The organism is Microcystis sp. LE19-84.1B, assembly GCF_027531875.1.
Taxonomy (GTDB): domain Bacteria; phylum Cyanobacteriota; class Cyanobacteriia; order Cyanobacteriales; family Microcystaceae; genus Microcystis; species Microcystis panniformis.
Genome location: NZ_JAPZSR010000084.1, coordinates 1 through 18,473, shown reverse-complemented (window position 1 = coordinate 18,473; position 18,473 = coordinate 1). Strand labels below are relative to the sequence as shown.

General features: G+C 42.7%; 20 protein-coding genes. 10 read left to right on the top strand and 10 right to left on the bottom strand.

Translation table 11 applies throughout. From position 1 onward, the window contains the following. Positions 1-217 precede the first annotated feature (217 nt). The 3 genes from O9324_RS05030 to O9324_RS05020 form a co-directional block, all read right to left on the bottom strand. Positions 218-472 (bottom strand): hypothetical protein, encoded by a 255-nt coding sequence (locus tag O9324_RS05030; protein WP_002782656.1) that lies wholly within the window; start codon positions 470-472, stop codon positions 218-220. A gap of 299 nt (positions 473-771) precedes the next feature. Beyond that, entirely contained in the window at positions 772-1,191 is a 420-nt protein-coding gene (locus O9324_RS05025; RefSeq protein WP_043995808.1) for a helix-turn-helix domain-containing protein, read from the bottom strand. After that, positions 1,157-1,462: a type II toxin-antitoxin system HigB family toxin gene (locus O9324_RS05020; protein WP_002787896.1), complete on the bottom strand. Its 306-nt coding sequence runs from the start codon at positions 1,460-1,462 to the stop codon at positions 1,157-1,159. Before O9324_RS05020 ends, O9324_RS05025 begins: the two co-directional genes overlap by 35 nt. A gap of 421 nt (positions 1,463-1,883) precedes the next feature. Between O9324_RS05020 and O9324_RS05015 the strand changes: the two genes are divergently transcribed. Together O9324_RS05015 and O9324_RS05010 are read left to right on the top strand one after the other, a co-directional pair. Beyond that, the gene (locus O9324_RS05015) at positions 1,884-3,476 is read left to right on the top strand and encodes an ArnT family glycosyltransferase (protein WP_288139612.1); all 1,593 of its coding nucleotides are present in this window, start codon (positions 1,884-1,886) and stop codon (positions 3,474-3,476) included. A gap of 108 nt (positions 3,477-3,584) precedes the next feature. Beyond that, a complete protein-coding gene (locus O9324_RS05010; RefSeq protein WP_002760679.1) occupies positions 3,585-4,049 on the top strand; it encodes a DNA phosphorothioation-associated protein 4 in 465 nt (154 codons plus the stop codon). 69 nt (positions 4,050-4,118) lie between these two features. Here O9324_RS05010 and O9324_RS05005 read toward each other — a convergent pair whose 3' ends face one another. The 4 genes from O9324_RS05005 to O9324_RS04990 form a co-directional block, all read right to left on the bottom strand. Then, positions 4,119-5,459, bottom strand: a complete 1,341-nt coding sequence (locus O9324_RS05005) for an aromatic ring-hydroxylating dioxygenase subunit alpha (RefSeq protein ID WP_288139611.1) — start codon at positions 5,457-5,459, stop codon at positions 4,119-4,121. A 126-nt stretch (positions 5,460-5,585) separates the two neighbouring features. After that, positions 5,586-6,215: a DUF1361 domain-containing protein gene (locus tag O9324_RS05000; protein WP_288139610.1), complete on the bottom strand. Its 630-nt coding sequence runs from the start codon at positions 6,213-6,215 to the stop codon at positions 5,586-5,588. Positions 6,216-6,218: 3 nt separating this feature from the next. Next, entirely contained in the window at positions 6,219-6,635 is a 417-nt protein-coding gene (locus O9324_RS04995; protein WP_288139609.1) for an acyl-CoA thioesterase, read from the bottom strand. 7 nt (positions 6,636-6,642) lie between these two features. Further along, positions 6,643-7,161 carry a cofactor assembly of complex C subunit B gene (locus O9324_RS04990; protein ID WP_002734244.1) on the bottom strand — a complete coding sequence of 173 codons (519 nt, stop codon included), beginning with the start codon at positions 7,159-7,161 and terminating at the stop codon, positions 6,643-6,645. 132 nt (positions 7,162-7,293) lie between these two features. On the opposite strand from O9324_RS04990, the gene O9324_RS04985 reads away from it, so the two are divergent. The 3 genes from O9324_RS04985 to O9324_RS04975 all read left to right on the top strand — a co-directional run bounded on the left by O9324_RS04985 (position 7,294) and on the right by O9324_RS04975 (position 10,098). Further along, positions 7,294-8,199, top strand: coding sequence for a metal ABC transporter permease (locus O9324_RS04985; protein WP_002787905.1), 906 nt, complete (start codon positions 7,294-7,296; stop codon positions 8,197-8,199). A gap of 672 nt (positions 8,200-8,871) precedes the next feature. Then, a complete protein-coding gene (locus O9324_RS04980; protein ID WP_002771110.1) occupies positions 8,872-9,510 on the top strand; it encodes a MotA/TolQ/ExbB proton channel family protein in 639 nt (212 codons plus the stop codon). An 18-nt stretch (positions 9,511-9,528) separates the two neighbouring features. Then, positions 9,529-10,098 (top strand): ExbD/TolR family protein, encoded by a 570-nt coding sequence (locus O9324_RS04975; RefSeq protein WP_002771111.1) that lies wholly within the window; start codon positions 9,529-9,531, stop codon positions 10,096-10,098. On the opposite strand, the gene O9324_RS04970 is transcribed toward O9324_RS04975, so the two are convergent. The 3 genes from O9324_RS04970 to raf1 form a co-directional block, all read right to left on the bottom strand. Beyond that, the gene (locus O9324_RS04970) at positions 10,099-10,449 is read right to left on the bottom strand and encodes a hypothetical protein (protein ID WP_002771113.1); all 351 of its coding nucleotides are present in this window, start codon (positions 10,447-10,449) and stop codon (positions 10,099-10,101) included. A 710-nt stretch (positions 10,450-11,159) separates the two neighbouring features. Beyond that, the gene (csaB, locus tag O9324_RS04965) at positions 11,160-12,197 is read right to left on the bottom strand and encodes a polysaccharide pyruvyl transferase CsaB (protein ID WP_288139608.1); all 1,038 of its coding nucleotides are present in this window, start codon (positions 12,195-12,197) and stop codon (positions 11,160-11,162) included. Between the two features lie 16 nt (positions 12,198-12,213). Then, on the bottom strand, positions 12,214-13,293 hold the full coding sequence (gene raf1 / locus O9324_RS04960) for a RuBisCO accumulation factor 1 (RefSeq protein WP_002771116.1): 1,080 nt from the start codon (positions 13,291-13,293) through the stop codon (positions 12,214-12,216). A gap of 213 nt (positions 13,294-13,506) precedes the next feature. Here raf1 and ccmO point away from each other — a divergent pair, with 213 nt between their 5' ends. The 5 genes from ccmO to O9324_RS04935 all read left to right on the top strand — a co-directional run bounded on the left by ccmO (position 13,507) and on the right by O9324_RS04935 (position 17,825). Further along, positions 13,507-14,307 carry a beta-carboxysome assembly protein CcmO gene (ccmO, locus tag O9324_RS04955; protein ID WP_036402228.1) on the top strand — a complete coding sequence of 267 codons (801 nt, stop codon included), beginning with the start codon at positions 13,507-13,509 and terminating at the stop codon, positions 14,305-14,307. 421 nt (positions 14,308-14,728) lie between these two features. Further along, entirely contained in the window at positions 14,729-15,601 is an 873-nt protein-coding gene (locus O9324_RS04950) for a bstEII (protein ID WP_288139607.1), read from the top strand. Between the two features lie 2 nt (positions 15,602-15,603). Then, positions 15,604-16,917 carry a site-specific DNA-methyltransferase gene (locus tag O9324_RS04945; RefSeq protein WP_288139606.1) on the top strand — a complete coding sequence of 438 codons (1,314 nt, stop codon included), beginning with the start codon at positions 15,604-15,606 and terminating at the stop codon, positions 16,915-16,917. Positions 16,918-17,167: 250 nt separating this feature from the next. Next, positions 17,168-17,470: a hypothetical protein gene (locus O9324_RS04940; protein WP_288139605.1), complete on the top strand. Its 303-nt coding sequence runs from the start codon at positions 17,168-17,170 to the stop codon at positions 17,468-17,470. After that, on the top strand, positions 17,451-17,825 hold the full coding sequence (locus O9324_RS04935; RefSeq protein ID WP_288139604.1) for a type II toxin-antitoxin system PemK/MazF family toxin: 375 nt from the start codon (positions 17,451-17,453) through the stop codon (positions 17,823-17,825). Before O9324_RS04940 ends, O9324_RS04935 begins: the two co-directional genes overlap by 20 nt. The last annotated feature ends 648 nt before the right edge of the window (positions 17,826-18,473 follow it).

The following is an 18,473-nucleotide window of genomic DNA, read 5'->3' as shown; positions in this document are numbered from 1 at the left end:
GAAATGGGGCGAAAGTCTGTGGACTCTGTGTAAGACAGTACATGGTTTTTTAACTGTGGTATGCGACGGTGGTGGAAGCAGAAACTTAAATCGTGAGGTTTAGGAATCGCCGCACTTTTAGGGCGGCGAGGATGTCAACTCCCGTACTTTTTTCCCCAACACGGCACGGATGAGAATATTGGCATCCAGAACGATTCTTTTCGTCATAGCAGAAAGCCTAACGCTCGCCTTCCCGGAGTTGACGGAATTCGCGAACGAGCGCATCTTCAGAAAGTCCCTGTTCGCGTAAAAGCGCATCCAACCTCTCGGCGGCGCGTTTTAACCCGTCGATCTCCGCTTCCGATGGCTCCGGTCGTGCTGGTAAGAAATAACCCACCGTCTGACCCTGGCAAGTGACGGCGATGGGAGTAGTAGAACTCAAATATTTGGCGAGATGATCCCGGAATTCTCCCATTCCGATTTTTTCTAGCATAGACTATTGCTTTTCCCGCTTGTGTACCGTTGTGTAGATAATTTTAGCAGAAAAATCTGTAGGCCGGGTGCAACCCAAAAGCCAGCTTCTTGGAGACGTTCAAAAGTTACTCTTGAACTACTCTCAACGGAATTGAGAGTAGTTCACTTCATCAGCTACAGCAGAAGCTTTTTTTCTTGAGGAAGCTGAAGAAAAGTTGTTAAGACGGTTTCTTCAAGATTAGCCATTTGTTTAATTTTCTTCCAGTGTAGATATAGATATTTATATTATAACCAACCATCACCTAATATAGGCCAAATTTACTGAGTAGATAAAAATAAACTTGAGTCAACGTGAAAAAACTGTCCTAACTTTACAGCTTGTTTTTCTGTGATTATTTGTTGACCGATAAGAATATCAGAAACTATTATTTTTGAACCTAGTATATCTGATAAATCTTTTTCTTGTAAGTTGTTAGCTTCCATGAGTTCCCAGAGTATTGAATGGGGTTCTGATTCTTCAAGGGGATAATGATCTTGTTCGTACTTTTCGATTAAAGTCAAGAGTAAATTTAACAAGGTGGTTTCTTCTAGACTGCGATTTTCTTGATGAGATAAGGCCTCAGCTAGGTTAATAGCCTGTTCGTTTTCTGCATCGTTTTCTATCACTTTTGGTAGATACTCGGCTAGTAACCTTCCGTAGGTATCACGGTTTAAAGTAAGGGTCATTTTTCCACTCATCTTTGTCATACTCCGCGTGAGTCAAAATGTACTTGATATAAATTACTTGGTCTTTGTAAACGATATCTACAATTAGACGATAGGGATTACCTTTGATATTAAAGACCGTGAAATTACCAACGGCTTCCGCTTGAGAATACACAGCTTGAACTTCAGCCAGGTTTTTCCACTCTGCTTTACTAGCAATTTTATACCAAGTATTAATGGCATTAACAGCATCGGCGTGTTTTCCAGAAAATTGCCGCAGTTTTGTACGGCTGATGATGTGCATATTCTTATTGATTTAGAATAGCTCTTGTATTCTAGTTTATCATAGCCTTATTTGCGCCACCAACCCGATGTCGGGGGGGCAGGGGGGGTGAGGGCGATTAACCATCTCTGCCATTACTTATGAAAAATGGTATTATCCAACAGAGTTTTTAGATTTATTCAGCAAACCCTAATTACAAACACTTACTTAACATTATTTTACCGTTCCCCGTTCTCTTAATCCTCTTTCAGATCGCAAATCAGCAACGCCTGGGGAGAGTTTGCTGATAGCCAAGGGCTAAGAGATGACAGAGTTGGTGATATAGTAACTAAAGATCACACTTAAATCTAACCTTGCCATAGATGCACAAATCTCGAATCTGGCAACCCCAAAAATCTCCCGTCTCTAACATCAGTTTTAGCGATGAAATGAGGTAAGAATTTTGACCAAAATAATTAGCGATCGCATTGCCGTTTATCTGCTCATCGGTGGACTCCTGTTTAGAACAATCATCGCCCTGGGGCTTTATCCGGGGTACGATGAAGCCTATTATTATGTTTACAGCCATAATCTAGATTGGAGTTATTTCGATCATCCGCCAATAGTAGCGATTTCCACGGGTTTTGGGACTTGGATCACGGGATTAGTCAATCAATTTACCATTCGCTTCGGGACTCTCCTCCTCTATACTGGCAGCCTCTGCTTGCTCTATCTGACGGCTTTAAAATTGTTCAGTCTGCCGGTCGCCAGAATGACTTTAGCGATCGCAACCCTGATCCCCATCTATGGGATTGTCTTCGGGATTCTCTCGCAGCCAGATAGTCCTTTAATCTTTTTTTGGTCATTAACAGTCTATTTAGCTGCCCAAGAATTCTGGCCAATTCGGGAAAAAAACTATCATCCTAGCTATCGTCTCGCTTATATTGGACTTGCCGTAGGATTGGCGGTTTTAAGTAAATATCATGGCTTTATTTTGGGCTTTGGTTTAGTTTTATTTTGTCTGACCACTCCCCGCTATTGGCCTGTATTTAGATCGCCCTGGTTGGGATTAGGATTTATTCTCTTTTTGATAACTTTATTGCCAATTATCTACTGGAATATTAACCATGATTGGATTTCCTTTCGCTTTCATTTAGAAGACCGTTTTTCTGGAGAACCCAAAGCCTTTAATATTCTCGGTATTCTCTCGGTTGTTGGCATTAGTATCGCCACGATGTTTCCTCCTTTCGGTCTGCCGATGTGGTGGGTGACATTTAAAAGCTTTGCCGAACAAATTCCTAACTTTATCTCGAAAAAAAGATTTTTTCATCGAGAAGAAGAATCACTAAAAAAATGGTTAATTCTCTCGGTTTCTCTGCCCTTAATCCTGGGAATGCTTTATGTAGGTGCTTCCCATTATCTCGCTCCTAGTTGGATTTTACCCGGGTTCTGGTCCTGCACAATTTTATTAGGAGAAAAGGCCAATACTTGGCAGCAATCTTCTCGAATCTGGGTAAAAAGATGGTTATGGGGATCGGGAATTTTTATCGTTACTGTTTTATCTATAGCAATGCTTCATGTTACTTTTGGCACTTTCCAAAAACCTAGTCAATACGCAATTTTTGGGGGAATTATTGCCCCAGAACAAGACCCTTCTCGGGAAATTGTCGATATCAATCAACTGCGCCAAGGCTTTGCTAATTCGCCCGAATTATTAGAACTCTTAAAAGATTCTAGCTTCGTTTTTACCAATAGTTTTTATGTGACAGCATGGCTAGATATGGCTCTTTATCCCCTAGTTCCTATTCCCGTCACCTGTTTTAACAACGATCAAAGGGGTTATCAAATTTGGTTTAATCCTCAAGAATGGATTGGTAAAAATGGTTTATTAATTACTACAAATAGTTCTCTAGAAAGACCAGAAATAATCGATCGCTACCGTCCCTATTTCCAAGATATAATTAAAGTAGCTGTCATTCCGATCAAGCGCGGTGGTGTCGCCATCGAACAATTTCATGTTTACCAAGCTAAAGGACTAATTAAAACTTATCCTTAAAGCAGTTATCAGTTATTGGCGGATAGGGGATAGATAAAATAGTTCATAGATACTGATAACTTCTATCTCCTGAATTTTTTAACCTTTTTTACTTTTTACTTGGTAAATATGTCCATTCATCGAGTGCGTATTGCTAGAGATAAAGGGGAATTTGTCCAGTCCTTAGTTAATTTTAATCAGGGAATTGGACCCTTTCAAACCTATGCTGATGTCATCGCTTTTGCGGCGGCTTTAGGGGTAAAATATCAGGAGAGGGTGGCGATAGAAAATGTAGCGAAGGAACCCTCACCTATTAACCTGGAAATTTTTATTTCTCGTGGCTATGATACCCTAATCAAATTATTGGCAGTCAATGAATTCCAAGACACGAAAATTCTTTCTCCCCACGGGGTAGATTCGGAAGCTTTGCGAGTGACAATTTTCGAGGAATATGCCAACGCTGGTTTAGCAAGATTAGAACGAGAATTGCGCGGTGCGGTGGATTATACTGAAAGATTATTGTTAATTATCAGTCAAGAACGTTTTCGAGAAATTACTGCCACAACCGAATTCGATTTAGGCAGATTTTTGTAGTAGAAATCTTATCCCTAACTCTCCTGACTCCTAACCCCACCAATAAACTTTTTCAGCAAGCCCTACTTATTACTGTAGTTTGGTATGGGCTTTTTTCTCATAGGTGCGTTCAAATTTTCTGCGGGTGTAATTGGCAGCGATCGCTATTGCCAAAGCCAAAATTGCGAAAATAAGGGCAGTAATTTGATAGATAGACTGATTTGGGGATAAAATTGCCAGTAAAGCTAATAATATCCCCATTAAAATTGTGATCTGTTTAGTTTTTACCATGTTTTCATGGGCATCGCTACAGGTGCGACAGTGGACAGTGTGACGAGAATAGCGATCGAGGGGTAAAGGATCGGATAAATCGATCGCCGTTGTCCGCTGGCTGGTGTAGCCTTGATAGTAGGGGAAAGAGTCCCCATAGCGATCGAACCATTGACGTAACTCAATCACCAAGGCATCGGAACTTTTTAAGGGTAAGTATAATTTTTGTAAACTATCTCTTGACTTTTCCACCATTTGCTGCTGACTTTGAATTAAAGGTAGATCATCTTCGAGGATGCGACTTTGACGCAGATGTTCCAACCAGCGCCAACGGTATTGACGGGAGTTAACGGCAAAATTTTGGTAACGTCGCACCAGTAAGCGAGAACGACCTTGACCCAGAGAAATCCCGTATAAAGCCAATCCAGCACACCAATCGGGATTAGGCAGAGAAAAACGATAATGAACGAGATTAGGGGCTATAAAATCCAGATATTTCCAGCTTTCCTGCGGATTGCGGCTATTGCGCCACTGACTGCGAATTCCCCGCGCCGAGATTTCGAGGATTTGGAAGGCTAACGGTTGAGCATTTTCCCGTTTTGCCCCGAATTCGCTGCGATCATGGCTAATATTAACATGGGCGGGATCGAGGAGATTTTCGAGTAAATAGCCCTGTTCGTAGGGAAAATCGATGACATAATCGGTATGGACACAATTGGGGTCTTCTAGGTCTTTGATGATAGGAATATCGCTTTCTTTCGCTGTTTCCTCTTCTCCTAACCAAACCCAGAGGACTCCCTGACGTTCCACCACCCCATAGGATTTAACCTTGGCATTGCGGGGAATCGGGGTATTGACTGGCAGTTGGGGAATATGGGAACATTTTCCATCCGTCTCGAACTGCCAACCATGGTACAAACATTCTAAACGCCCAGCGATCATCTGTCCTGTGGAGAGTTTAGCCAAGCGATGGGGACAGCGATCGAGCAAACAGCCCCATTTTCCCTGCTGATCGCGAAATATTAGCAATGGTTGCCCATAAAGAGAGAAAGAGTAGGGATTTTTTTGCCAATCCTGCACGAATAACACAGGATACCAACAATTTTGGTAGTGAAAATAGTCATCCCTAGGGAGGGGTTGAGATTGATCAGTGCTTGTCATGGGGATGAGAGAGAAAAAATATTGATCTTGATCATAATATCGGTGCGGCCAATTGATCTCTGTTTTTCTACTATCTTTTAATTAATCGGAAAGAGACTAGGAGAGGTTGGAAATTCCCGATAGGCGTTAATTGTAGCCAGAAAGTCGATTGTAAAGTCTTTTATTGATTTCGTATAGTAGCCAAATAATTAAAGAACAGATAGAGATGAATATCAAAGGTTTTTGAGTCAGTAAATTCTGCAAACTCCAGAATAGTTGCTGCGGTTGAGTGATTAGATACCAACTATTCAGTCGGAGAAAACGCCCCAGATAGATACCGATCGCACTTAAAAAATGGAGAGTTATTTCTAGGGGTAAAACTGCTGAATTTAGCTGACTTTGCTGACAATAACTTTTTAAATTAAGTAAGGAGAGAACGTATAGCTGAAAGCCAAGGAAAATAAAGATACTATACTGGGGAATTAAAACTAAAAAAATTAAACTTTTGGCGTAATCCTGCTGAACATAAGAGATTAAATGAATGCTATCGGTGAGAATATAGGGAGCATTGGGTAAAAAAAGCACAAAAACTAAGAGAATTAACCACCAGAGTAGGGAACGATCGAGGGTGATCCGAAATAGCCAAAAGCTGAGGATAAAGGGGATAAAAGCCAGAAAAGAATTCCAGATAATTCTCCCGGTACTGAGGTTAAATAATTGCCAAGCATTGTGCCACCAATCCCTAGTTAAAATTATCGTTAAATCTGCCCAAATCATCTCTTAAATACCAGTATCCTCTGGGGTTGATAAATATCTTAACCAATTTTTTAAAGATTCCGGGAAAGGGATTCTTTGTCTATTGGTGGGAGCGATGCACACATGGCGAGTTTTCGCTTTTGCGACCATGATTTCAGCCAAATAAATTTTATAATGCAATTCAAACTCGTTTTCGCTTAGGGATCGGACAGTGAAATCAATCTGTATTTGATCGCCACAAAAAAGAGGCCGAAAAAACTGTATTTCCGCTTGAGTAATCGGTAGGGCAACCGGAGAATCTTTCAAAAAATCCTTGATATTGATGCCAAATTGTGCTAAAGAAAACTCGTAGGCTTCATGACAGATCGAGAGAAGATGGGCAAAGTAAACCACACCGGCCGCATCGGTATCGGCCAGATAAATTAGGCGTTCATAGGACATAAAAAGCTTATTGTCTTTCTAGAAAGGTTAAACTATCTTGTAGTTGTCTTAACTCGTCTCGATGGGCTTTGACAGTTAATTCCGTTTGCTGAGATTTGCTTTCTACTTTAAAAGCCACTTCCTCTAAACGGCCGACTTTTTGCCAATAGAAAACACCCGCGAGGGGAGATAAACCCACAAGAGCAAAAATATAGGGATTAGTATCGGGAAATAACACCGATAACACCAGTGAAAAGCAAAATAAACCCAAGGCCGCTAAAATTGTCAAAAATATCGCTAGAAAGGGGCTAGGAGGCACAAAACCCTGTAATCTGACAATATTCTGTTCGGGTTCGATCGCCTTGACTTGATAGGAACGTCGGTCAAAATAATCTCGCAGTTGTTCTAATAGTTGGTCGTCACTGGTACTGGTAAGATAGACACGCTGTTCGATACGCTCCTTGACGGAACCGCGAATAAAAAAGAATAATCCCACCATGAGCAGGAGAGTCAGAAAAAAAGTTGAGGAAAGAACGGGGGTATCCATGGCGGCAGTTAGGAGCGAAAAAACTTACAATTAATCCTAATCCTAACCTATCTTCTCCCCCGATTTAGAAGATAGACCCTAGGAGCAAAACCTCGATCGAGAATCAGAAAAATTTAACCCCAAGGCAGATTCATGGGCAACAATCTATTAACAGGATTAATCGAACCCTTACAGTATAGTTTCATGCAGAGATCCCTAATTGAAGCTATCATCGTCGGGATCATTTGTGCGGTGGTGGGAACCTACCTGATGGTACAACGTTTGGCCCTCTTGGGCGATGCCATCAGTCACTCGGTCCTCCCCGGATTAGCGATCGCTTTTATTGGTAATTTTAATCTTCTCCTGGGTGCTTTACTAGCCTCAATGGTCAGCACCCTACTGATTAACTTAATCCGTAATCGTTCCCCAATCAAAGAAGATGCGGCCATGGGTATCGTTTTCTCGGCTTTTTTTGCCCTTGGCATCACCCTGATCACTCTCATCCAAAAAAACAACAAAATTGACCTTAATCACTTTCTCTTCGGCAATATTCTCGGTGTTACTGCTGCCGACATCCGCGATACCCTAATTATTGCCGTTATCGTTTTATTAACCGTTTTGCTCCTGTATAAAGAACTATTATTCTACACTTTCGACAAAATCGGAGCGCAAGCGGCGGGTTTACCAGTAAATTTATTAGATTTAGGCTTAATGCTCCTGATTGGTCTGACAATCGTTGCTAGTCTGCAAGCGGTGGGAGTAATCCTCGTTTTGTCCCTTTTGATTACCCCCGCGGCCACTGCTTATCTTTTAGTTACCCGTCTCCATCAAGTCATGGGTGTGGGTGTGGGTGTGGGTATTATTTCTAGTATCAGTGGGATGTATTTCAGTTATTACTGGAATTTACCCTCTGGACCGGCGATCGTGCTTGTCGCTTTTAGCCTATTTATGTTGGCCTTTTTATTCAGTCCCCGTCAAGGAATTTTCACTCATCCCTCTAGTCTAGGTGGTCAACTTTCTATCTGGGGAGAGATGAAAAATTTGTTGAGACGACGTTAGTTTGCAGCAGAAGGTGGGGTTTTTGGCCAGTGATCAAAAAAAGCCGACGACTGACGACTAAAAAACTGATAACTGCTATAAGTAGGTGGGTGGAATTAAATATAAGATGAACGTAGGTTGGGTTGAAGCATGAAACCCAACGCCCGATTATGTTACGCTACCGCTAACCCATCCTACAAATAATTGTGCCTCCCTACTTAAGTAGTCGGACAAAATTAATTTCCTAGTCGAGACTCCGAGACAGCAGAGGATGCCCTATCCGGTTATACTTCATCTTTATGATAAACGCCTTAAGTAGGTTTGGCTGAATAAATCTAAAAACCTTGTTGGGTAAGACTTTTAGACTTTTTGTCAATCAAAAAGTACCAGATCTGGGAGTGATCGGGGGGAAAATTCCTGGACTTTTTCCCTGAAAATTAGGTAATTGACCCCCTCAAAATCGGTAAAACCCTACACCCCCCCTGGGTTGGGGAGGCCACACCCTGTCCCCAGGAAAAACTTTTTCAGCAGACCCTAAGCAGGCGACAGTTTTTGAAAAATGGTATAAGAACTATAAATGTCGATTGATCGACTTAAATCTTAAACTAAATAATCAAGCCCGAATCGCCCGGTATTGGAGGGACAAAACAACTCGTGAGTATAACTGATTTAATCCAAAAAGGCGGAGTGGCCATGTGGCCACTGCTTTTTCTGTCTATTTTAGCTCTTAGCACTATTATCGAACGAATTTGGTTTTGGAGTCGTACTCTCCTCAGTGAGGGCCAGATTTTAAATCGCATTATGGAATCGGCCATCCGTAACTGGGATTTGGCGGCAAAAGTCGCCGGAGATTCCCGCAATCACCCCATTGGTAGCTATCTTTATGCTCCCCTGCGCTTAGAAAATCCAGATCCAGAGGTTTTTCACTTTGCCCTCGAATCGGCTGCCGATGAACAATTATCCCTAATGAAACGGGGCGATAAAATCCTTGAGGCAGTCATTGCCCTTTCTCCCTTGTTAGGATTATTAGGGACGGTACTCGGTTTAATTACCTCTTTGGCCAATATACAATTAAGTGACCTGGGAACTTCCTCCACAGCCGGAGTAACTTTAGGTATTAGTGAAGCTTTAATTTCCACCGCTACAGGCTTAATTGTCGCTATTTTTAGCCTCGCTTTCTATCGTGTTTTTCAGGGACTTTGGTTCAATCAAGCCCGAATTTTTCGCAAGGCTGGCAGTGATTTAGAAATTATCTACCGTCAACGCTGGTTACACCAAGAAGACCAACAATACACCCTCAGTGCTAACCTAGAAAAACCTCTCGATCGCTAAGTCTCCCCCTAATAACCCATGGCCGAAACTAAATCTCTTAACCACAAAAAGCCCAAAAGTAGCCATATTACGGCTCGTCCGCTCAAATTATGGCATGATCAACACCGCATTCAAGAGGATGTGCAGGTTAATATCATCCCCTTGATCGATGTAATTTTCTGTATTCTCACTTTCTTTATTCTCGGTGCAGTGGGATTATCTCGCCAACAGGCTATCAGCCTCGATTTACCGAAAGCTAGTACCGCCACCACCCCGATGCGGGAAATGTTGGTGGTTAGTCTCGATGATTTCGGACAACTCTACGTCGAAAAACAAATGGTGACTCGCGCCCAGTTGTTCGAGGCGATCAAGAATTATCATCAATATAGTCCCAATGGACTGATGGTACTGAATGCCTCCAGAAATGCCAGTTATAACGAAGTGGTTGGGGTTTTAGACCTACTGCGACAGGTAGGCGGCGATCGCGTGGCTTTAGCGACTCTATCGGGGGAGGCTAATAATCCCACCCTGGAAAATAGCAATCCTTTGCCCAATTTGCCGACTAATCCCACCTTGCCCAGTTTACCCAATCCTCTGGGCAGAAATTAACTAGGAATGGATGCGATAGTTGAGTAATTGTTCTTCGAGAGCAGCAATGCGATTGTAGGCCGCTGTCAATTGTGCCGTTAATCGGCGAATTTGGATTTCATCGGCAAAAGAATTATCGCCATTGACAGCTGGCGCTTGTTTGCCACCGTGATCCCGGAGAATATCTTTATGATCGTAGAGGCTATTATCGGATAACTCGGAAAAACCGACCATTTCCAGGGATTCTCCCAGGGAATGACTCGATTTATCCCCAGCTAGGATAGCAATTTGCTGGCTGAGGCTTTCGACAATATCCTGTAAACGCTCGACTTTCCGATCAAGAGTGATAATCTGTTGTTGTAGTCCATTCATGCAATTACCTAGGGATTAAGGATGTTTCCCCTCTATGCTAGGCTCTGGAGGAAATGGACTATAACAATTTATGATTGATTTAACGATCCCTTTACTACCCTTAACGAAAATGTCACTAACCCCGCCCTAAAAGGGACGGAGCTTGCCTAAACCAATTTAGGCGACGCAAGTAGAGACTACCGCATCGAGACACAATCTGGCCCAGACCTCCGAATGCTTCCCTAGTTCGGATTCCCTCTAAGCTTTATTGGTAAAGCGTTGTTAGACAAGACATCTGGCGTTGTCATACTAAATCCGTTGAGTAACCCACAGAAAACGGGTTTCTCGGAGAAACCCGTTTTCTGCTCATGCAAGAGGCAAAAGGGGTCATAAATAATCAGTTTTTAATAACCGGATTTAGTATCAGATCAGAAGAGGAAAGATGCAATGCTCCGGTGCTGATTCGGAGCATCTTTCAATTTGACAACGCCTAAAATTGCGTTCATTATGTTAGAGATGTTACCTTTGGGGAAGATCGTTCAAGAACAAGAATGGGTTTTCTTGCTAATTGGTGGGCAATTACGAGAAATTTAGCCATCAATCTTTACCGAGAAGCCGGATTTACTAACAGGACCAAAGCACAGAGACATTCTGGTTATGGACTTAAGCATATTTTGAGACTTTTTAGAATGAAATCGCACTGGCATCAGTAATAGCACTCGACATAAAAATTAGCTCACCAATCTAAACAAAATTTCTCGATGAATTAAAGCTCGATCGATTAAAAAATGTTTGCGATCGCTGGTTAATCCCTCTCCATTGGCATAAAAATTAATCCAAGCATTACTAATATCATTAACTGTTTCTGGTAACTGATCTAATTCCCAACCCGGCATCGGTACTTCGGCAATTAATCGCGACACTTTCGGATCATAACTAAGGGCAAAACAACGACAATCTTCTGCTGCGGCCATAATCAAACTATGAAAGCGCATTCCGATCACCATTTCTACCCCGCGAAATAAGCCTTTTAACTGTCTAGGATCCTCTAAACTAATGATTTGATAATTTTCCCTTAATTGACGGGCTACAGCTTCACAGAGGGGCAAATCCCGCGACTTTTGAAAAGGGACTAAGAGAATAAATGCCCCCGTACTGGTTTGCAAATGAATTAAAGCTTGGGTTAATTTATCTAATTTTGCTGGGGTTAATAGGGGATGGGGACGTAAATTGACGGCGATTCTTGGGGCAGGTAAATCCGATAATCCCTTGACTGATTGAGCCTCTAAAGCCCATACTGGATCGGGGGCAACAATGGGACTAATACCCCAATCAGCGACTAAATGAGCCGATACATCATCGCGCACAGTAACTAAACTACATTGTTTTAAGACTTTTTTGGTTAACCAACGGGTAAAAGGTCTATTTAATGGTCCAATTCCCTGGCCCCAAGCAATAGTTTTTAAGCCCAATAATTGAGCAAGAGCCATTAAACCACCGTAATAAATTGGACTAGCCAAACTGGTGACATCCTGCATTAAACTGCCGCCACCCCAGATAAATATATCGGCTTTTTTAAGAGTTTGAAAAACTCGCCACCAATCCCGACTAGGACAGGTTTCCACTCCATAACGTTGACTGGTTTCTCTAGGATTATTTGACAAAACAATAGGTTGAATTTCTGACGGCAACATCTGCAATAGAGACACTAATAATGCCTCATCTCCTCCGTTTCCTCTCCCATAATATCCACAAATTACTGCACGCATATATCAGTTATCAGTTTTAGTCGTCCATTTGCCAGGGTTCGGTGATGTTTTTTTCATCAAGGATATTTTTGGCTCTTAAAATCAAGACCAATTCACCTAGTATTGTGACATCGGGGGAACTATCAAACCATTGTAAAAAAACGGAATTATCTCTCTCTACTAGATAATAATTGTTCACGTCCCATTCGGCAAAAACTCGATCGATCACTAATAACACTTCCTCGGATCTGGTGGCAATCGATCGAGGTAATTGATCACTAGGCCATAAAATAGCTATAGGATCGATCGCCTTGAGAATTGCTTGCCAACCGGGGAGAGGCACAATCGTTTGTTTATCCCCCACCGTTACCAGTCGAAAAGGTTCCTCGACGCTCAAACTTTCTGTGCATTTTATATCAGTTACCGTCACCGGAAATCTTCCTACTAAAGGAATAATTCTGGCTAATTCGTCCTCATCCTGTAAACGATGGACGGGCAGCAACGGTGCGCTACGGGTGGGAGTAACGGTAAAATCTTGTAGTAAAGACTCGATCGCCTGTCTGGCCGAGTCAGAATGGGCAAATTTCAAACCTTTAGCGATTAATTTCGCTCTTTCGGCTAAATCTCGCTTTTGTTTACCCCGTTTCCAACACTGATAAGCGATCGCATCTCCTGGATGACGAGTAAATTCACTGGGAATCTGGGATAAACGGGAAAAATCTTGGATAGCTTTGGCGATATCGTGTGCTTCAGCCACCTCAATCCTTTTTTCTGCCGCTAATTTCGCTGCCCCCAATCTTTGTTCTTGGTTGAGAATCCGTAATTCGTATAGCACATCACTGCGCGGCCCGATGTAGTAACTTAACAAATCTTCATCTGCCCCCGCTTTGATTAAACTCTCAAAAACTTGGGCAGCGACAATAATTAAATTTTGTTGGGCATTTTGAAAACCGGTTTGTTCAAAAATTAACTGGGAATCGTAGCCAGCTTTTTGCAGTTTTTGACATTTTTGCCCCCAATTCACCCAATTTCCTTCTTTATGAAGCAGCGATCGCATTAATTCGGTCGCTTCCGTTTCGCTGATTCGATCATCTGTACTGCGAGGCTGTTCTGTCATAGACAACTTGATCAAGCTACAATAACTAAAATTTATCTAATCCCTAAAAAATCTTCAATAGCAATTAAGGTTAACAGGATAGACTAGATAGTAACAGGATAGCTGACAATCACCCCCTTCGTACCTGTTAGGGCAAGTTTATCTTCAATGTCTAGATTAAGAGTTAATGGAAGCATTCCCCCCTCGTCCACAACTAACCCCAGTCAAAGGACGATGAAAACCAAGCGTCACCCCAAAGATAGCGCCTTGGGTTTAGTCTCTACCCTCAGCTTTCCGGCGATCGTCGGGACGGCAGATATGATGCTAAAATCGGCAGAAGTTACCCTCGTGGGTTACGAAAAAATTGGCGGTGGTCACTGTACGGCGATCGTGCGTGGTAATATTGCCGATGTGCGGTTAGCAGTGGAAGAAGGGGCAAAAACCGCCGCACAGTTCGGACAATTGGTATCTAAATCGGTTATTCCCCGACCAATGCCCAATTTAGAGGTAATTTTCCCAATTGGTAGCCGTTTAGCCGAAATTGCCCAAAGTCAACGGGGTTTTAGCAAACTGAGCAATATGTCGATCGGTCTCTTGGAAACCCGTGGTTTTCCTGCTATGGTGGGGGCAGCGGATGCCATGTTAAAATCCGCCGATGTGCAGTTAGCTTCCTACGAAACAATTGGGGATGGTTTGTGTACGGCCATTATCCGGGGTTCCGTCGCTAATGTGGCCGTGGCCATTGATGCGGGAATGCGGGAAGCAGAGAAAATCGGTGAACTGCACGCGGTGATGATTATTCCCCGTTTATTGGAAGATTTAGAACATACTCTACCAGTGGCCAGCTACTGGTTAGAAACCCCCGAACCTTTACCGATGTTGTTACCCAATACTGTCCGGGAAAAACAACGGGAATTAGTCGCTTTACCAGAATTGGAAAAAACCAAAATACCGATTCGTCGCCAAGAAATGCAGGAAAAAGTGTTAGAAGAAGTGATTCCCGTGGAAGTTATCACCGATGAGGACATTTATTAATTTTTATTTTTAGCTTTGCTCCTGTGCTGCTAAAAGTACAGGAGCAAAAGGTTGAATTAGGGTTTGCGGCAAAAAGTTTGTTGGTGGGTGTGGATTTCCCAGTAAAAAATCTTTAGAGAGGCCCCCGACAATTAAACGAATCGAATAATGATAAATTTTTATCAAGAGGTGCGGCCAGAGCGAATAATCATCGGTAGAATGAGCCTATGTTGTCAGGAATTTAGTTAAACAAGGTTTTTGGCAATATGCTAATCTGGCTAACACGCTTTTGGGCGTGATATAGGGAAAAGTTCTGGCGATTGCGCCTAGATGGGTTGATATGCCGAAAGTTGACCCATATCGTTACTCTGGAGAGTGTTATACATAAAGTTGGCGTATAATATGTAGTTAGAACCTCTTAAATAGTGGGTCTGCAAGCTCAATGAAAAAAGGACAAAAATTTTCCGACTACAAATCCGAAGCTGAGGCGTGGATCACACTCGCCACAGGTGAGTATTACCCAGATATTCTTCCGGACGCTTGCCGATTATATGAGCCAGTTCTAGTCGAGTTTGGGCTATTGCTAAAGACATCGCATTCTTCCACTAACTTTTTCACCTCTATTATGGACACGAGGAATCAGTGGATGCGCACGCAGCTTTGCCGTGTATTTAAGAAGTATGTTAGCCCACAAACACCAGTTGAAATGTTAAAAAGAAAAACAGACGCAGATAAAATATGCGCTCAGTTTGGTGATGCTTTCAGGAATATTGTCGAAGTCCAACAAAAATTTGACAGTCGCCCCATGCCCGACGAAGCTTTATGCGCAGTACTTTGGGAATACAAGGATCGCGGTAAAAAAGGCTATGACTTAACTGAAAGGTTATTCGATGTTCTGCGCAGCCAGCATATCGGGTTGGTTGTTACGGGCCCTGAAAGAGCGGGTAAAGATGTACTGCTAGGAAATGTTTTTAATGATTACCCGAAGCCAGATCGTCCAGTAGATTTCGTTATCAGTGAAGGCGAGAAAGTGCTTGCTATTGGTTTGGCGCGCTACGACTCAGATCGCGGTGGCGCACAGGAGGATGATCGCACGGGTCAATATCGTGAAGTTGCCCAAGAGATTCTTGGCTATGCAGACAGTCAAGGATTGCCACATATCAAAGTAATTTATGTGAATGACGGCCCGGGCCTCTTACTTGGTTCTATGTGGAATGATTACGCTTACATCGAAGATCAATGGCCAGACCGAGTAAAGGTGGTCACGCTGCGCATGGTTCCAGATCGCATCACATCTGAATGGTTGAGGTCTTAAGTATGGCGGTTCCAATTCCAGGCATGGGAAATCGTACAAAAGGAGAAAGGGTGTCGCCTGTGGACACTAATGGTTTTCGCCTAGAGTACCCCGGAAAAAAGGCACAAGAAGATATTCTTGCGCTTCCCGCAGGACACTACGCGCGAAATTCGGCATATTCAGGCGGCGATAATAGGCTTTACCACGCGGACAACTTGGCTGTACTTGCGGCTTTAGCGAAGGATGAAGCCGTAAGCGGAAAAGTGAAACTTGTTTACATCGATCCTCCATTTGCAACTGCATCATCCTTTGAGTCAAGAAAACAAAACCATGCTTATGACGATCATCTTGTTGGACCTGATTTTGTTGAAACGTTACGCGAACGCCTAATTTTAATTCACCGTTTGTTGGCCGATGATGGTTCGCTATACCTTCACCTTGATGAAAGAATGATTTTTCATTTTCGCGTCGTCTTAGATGAAATTTTCGGAGAGAAAAATTTCCGAAATTGCATAACGCGCAAGAAGTGCAATCCTAAGAACTACACGAGAAAGACATACGGAAATGTAGCCGACTACATTCTTTTCTACACAAAGAGCGATAACTATGTATGGAACCGACCAATTGAACCATGGGATGAAGTTAAATCAGTAAAGGAGTATCCATGCCTTGATCCCGATGGGCGCAGATACAAAAAAGTACCCGTCCATGCTCCCGGTGTCCGTAACGGGGAAACAGGTGGGGAGTGGAAAGGCAGGCTGCCGCCACCCGGAAAGCATTGGCAATATAAACCGTCAACCCTAGATGAGATGGATGCCCGTGGAGAGATTTATTGGTCGCCAACGGGAAACCCGCGCCGAAAAATCTATCTTGAAAATAGCGCTGGAATTCCAGTGCAAGACATTTGGATGGACTTTCGTGACGCGCATAATCAAAACATTCATATAACCGGCTATCCAACGGAAAAGAATCCTGCACTTCTTTCTAGAATTATTGAAGCATCATCAAATCCTGGTGATCTTGTCCTAGATTGCTATGCAGGGTCTGGAACCACATTAGTGGTGGCATCAGAGCTTGGGCGAAAATGGATTGGTGTTGATCGTAGCCAGGAGGCTATTACAACAATATTGCATAGGATGGCTAATGGCTCGGATCGTATGGGTGATTTTGTCAATGAGAAATCCAAAAAAGCTTCATTGCCATTATTCAGCATTGCCGACTTCACACTGTTTGAAGAGGCTGCGGAAGAAAACATTCAGCCTAAAGATGCTGACATTACATCGCCAAACGGGGTTCTAACAATTCGTTCCAGCGGACGCGCTAAAGCGCGCCGCTGAACTTATCCGTTATGCTAAACCAATAAGCTGTAGTGCGATACCGAAGGCACTGCGTAGTGCGATGCCGAAGGCACTGCGTAGCAGATCGCAATCTTGTAGCCGTAGGGTGCGTTCCCTAAGGGGGCTCCTACTACTCCACCGATCGATTTTGGGGAACGCACCATGCACATTGATTGAAACTGTGGGTTAAAGTGCGGTCGCCGATCTTAATAAGCTACATTAACAACAATACTTAAAGAGAAGGCTTAAAATGGTTAAATCAACTTTGTACACGACAGCAAAAGTCCTACCGGGAAATAGAATTGAAATTGAATCTCCAGAACTGACTGTAGGACAAACTGTTGAGGTAGTTATTTTGGTTGAAGAAGTTAGTTCTGATTCTTCTACCACCGAAGATATATCTCCATCCTTAAAACAGCGTCTTGCTTTTCTGAAGTTACCAATGACTGAACGGAGGAATATTCTCAAAAGTCAAGCTGATATAATGCTCTCTCACTATCAACAAGATTCTGAATGGCAGCAGTTAATGGCAGGTGACATCATTGACTATTAACCCTGAGCTGCCAAAACGTGGAGAAATTTGGTTAGTCAACTTCGATCCTACTGTGGGTGCAGAAATCAAAAAAGTGCGTCCTGCTGTCGTCATCAGTTCCGATTCAGTAGGAAAGCTTCCTATCAAGCTTATTGCTCCTATTACAGACTGGAAAACATATTTTTCCGCAAATTTCTGGCACGTTAAAATTGAACCTAACAGTATCAATGGATTGAATAAAGCTTCTGCAATTGATACTCTTCAACTAAGAGGGGTGGATTTACAAAGGTTTATTCATAAATTAGGAAGCGTTTCTGAAATTACAATGCTGGAAATTATAGCTTCCATTGCTACTGTAATCGAATTTGAGGTCTAACAAATCTTGCACCCGACCGTGTGTTAGATAACTCATAATCATGTAAACGTAGTGAATTCAGCTGGTAGGCTGCGTTCCCTAATGTGGCCCCTACTGCTCCAGCGATCGATTTTTGGGAACGCACCATGCACATTGATTGAAACTGTGGGTTAAAGTGCGATACCGAAAGCATTGGGTAGCACCCCTACATGGGGTTGCAGGGTTTGCTTTAGGGAGCTATACTGGTTTATAGGGTTTTCGAGATTAGTGCTATTTCTCATCAAACCTTAATAGCGTTTCTGATTCACAAGAGGTACATTCCCGATCCTGAACAGCTTAATCAGCAAAGGTTTAAGTGTGCCGCACAGATGCGAGAACCGCTATAGTAGTTTCTACAATGAAGGTTTTTCCTCAAAACATCTTGGGGAGTGTAAAAATATGTAAACGTATATGAAGATGTGCGGAATGTCAGCCTATAATCCTATAGTTATGCACCTCTCAGAGAGGAATTGCCCTTTCAGGTGTTAGTCCTGAGAGGGGGACAAGCGAGCTAGAAGGTAGATAGGGCAAGCGATATAGCTCTTTGTCCTTTGATGTAATCCTTCAACCGATAGCGGCTAATTTGCATTAGCTCTTCTATATTTTTTTGGAACATTTGATGTAGCTGTA

Bases quoted from the DNA above. Each gene is read 5' to 3' on its own strand.
- O9324_RS05005 (WP_288139611.1), bottom strand. From the start codon at position 5,459: ATGACAAGCACTGATCAATCTCAACCCCTCCCTAGGGATGACTATTTT.
- O9324_RS04975 (WP_002771111.1), top strand. From the start codon at position 9,529: ATGGCCGAAACTAAATCTCTTAACCACAAAAAGCCCAAAAGTAGCCAT.
- O9324_RS05000 (WP_288139610.1), bottom strand. From the start codon at position 6,215: ATGATTTGGGCAGATTTAACGATAATTTTAACTAGGGATTGGTGGCAC.
- csaB (WP_288139608.1), bottom strand. From the start codon at position 12,197: ATGCGTGCAGTAATTTGTGGATATTATGGGAGAGGAAACGGAGGAGAT.
- O9324_RS04945 (WP_288139606.1), top strand. From the start codon at position 15,604: ATGGCGGTTCCAATTCCAGGCATGGGAAATCGTACAAAAGGAGAAAGG.
- O9324_RS04990 (WP_002734244.1), bottom strand. From the start codon at position 7,161: ATGGATACCCCCGTTCTTTCCTCAACTTTTTTTCTGACTCTCCTGCTC.
- O9324_RS05030 (WP_002782656.1), bottom strand. From the start codon at position 472: ATGCTAGAAAAAATCGGAATGGGAGAATTCCGGGATCATCTCGCCAAA.
- O9324_RS04970 (WP_002771113.1), bottom strand. From the start codon at position 10,449: ATGAATGGACTACAACAACAGATTATCACTCTTGATCGGAAAGTCGAG.
- O9324_RS05010 (WP_002760679.1), top strand. From the start codon at position 3,585: ATGTCCATTCATCGAGTGCGTATTGCTAGAGATAAAGGGGAATTTGTC.
- raf1 (WP_002771116.1), bottom strand. From the start codon at position 13,293: ATGACAGAACAGCCTCGCAGTACAGATGATCGAATCAGCGAAACGGAA.
- O9324_RS05020 (WP_002787896.1), bottom strand. From the start codon at position 1,462: ATGCACATCATCAGCCGTACAAAACTGCGGCAATTTTCTGGAAAACAC.
- O9324_RS05025 (WP_043995808.1), bottom strand. From the start codon at position 1,191: ATGAGTGGAAAAATGACCCTTACTTTAAACCGTGATACCTACGGAAGG.
- O9324_RS04985 (WP_002787905.1), top strand. From the start codon at position 7,294: ATGGGCAACAATCTATTAACAGGATTAATCGAACCCTTACAGTATAGT.
- O9324_RS04995 (WP_288139609.1), bottom strand. From the start codon at position 6,635: ATGTCCTATGAACGCCTAATTTATCTGGCCGATACCGATGCGGCCGGT.
- O9324_RS04950 (WP_288139607.1), top strand. From the start codon at position 14,729: ATGAAAAAAGGACAAAAATTTTCCGACTACAAATCCGAAGCTGAGGCG.
- O9324_RS04980 (WP_002771110.1), top strand. From the start codon at position 8,872: ATGTGGCCACTGCTTTTTCTGTCTATTTTAGCTCTTAGCACTATTATC.
- ccmO (WP_036402228.1), top strand. From the start codon at position 13,507: ATGAAAACCAAGCGTCACCCCAAAGATAGCGCCTTGGGTTTAGTCTCT.
- O9324_RS04940 (WP_288139605.1), top strand. From the start codon at position 17,168: ATGGTTAAATCAACTTTGTACACGACAGCAAAAGTCCTACCGGGAAAT.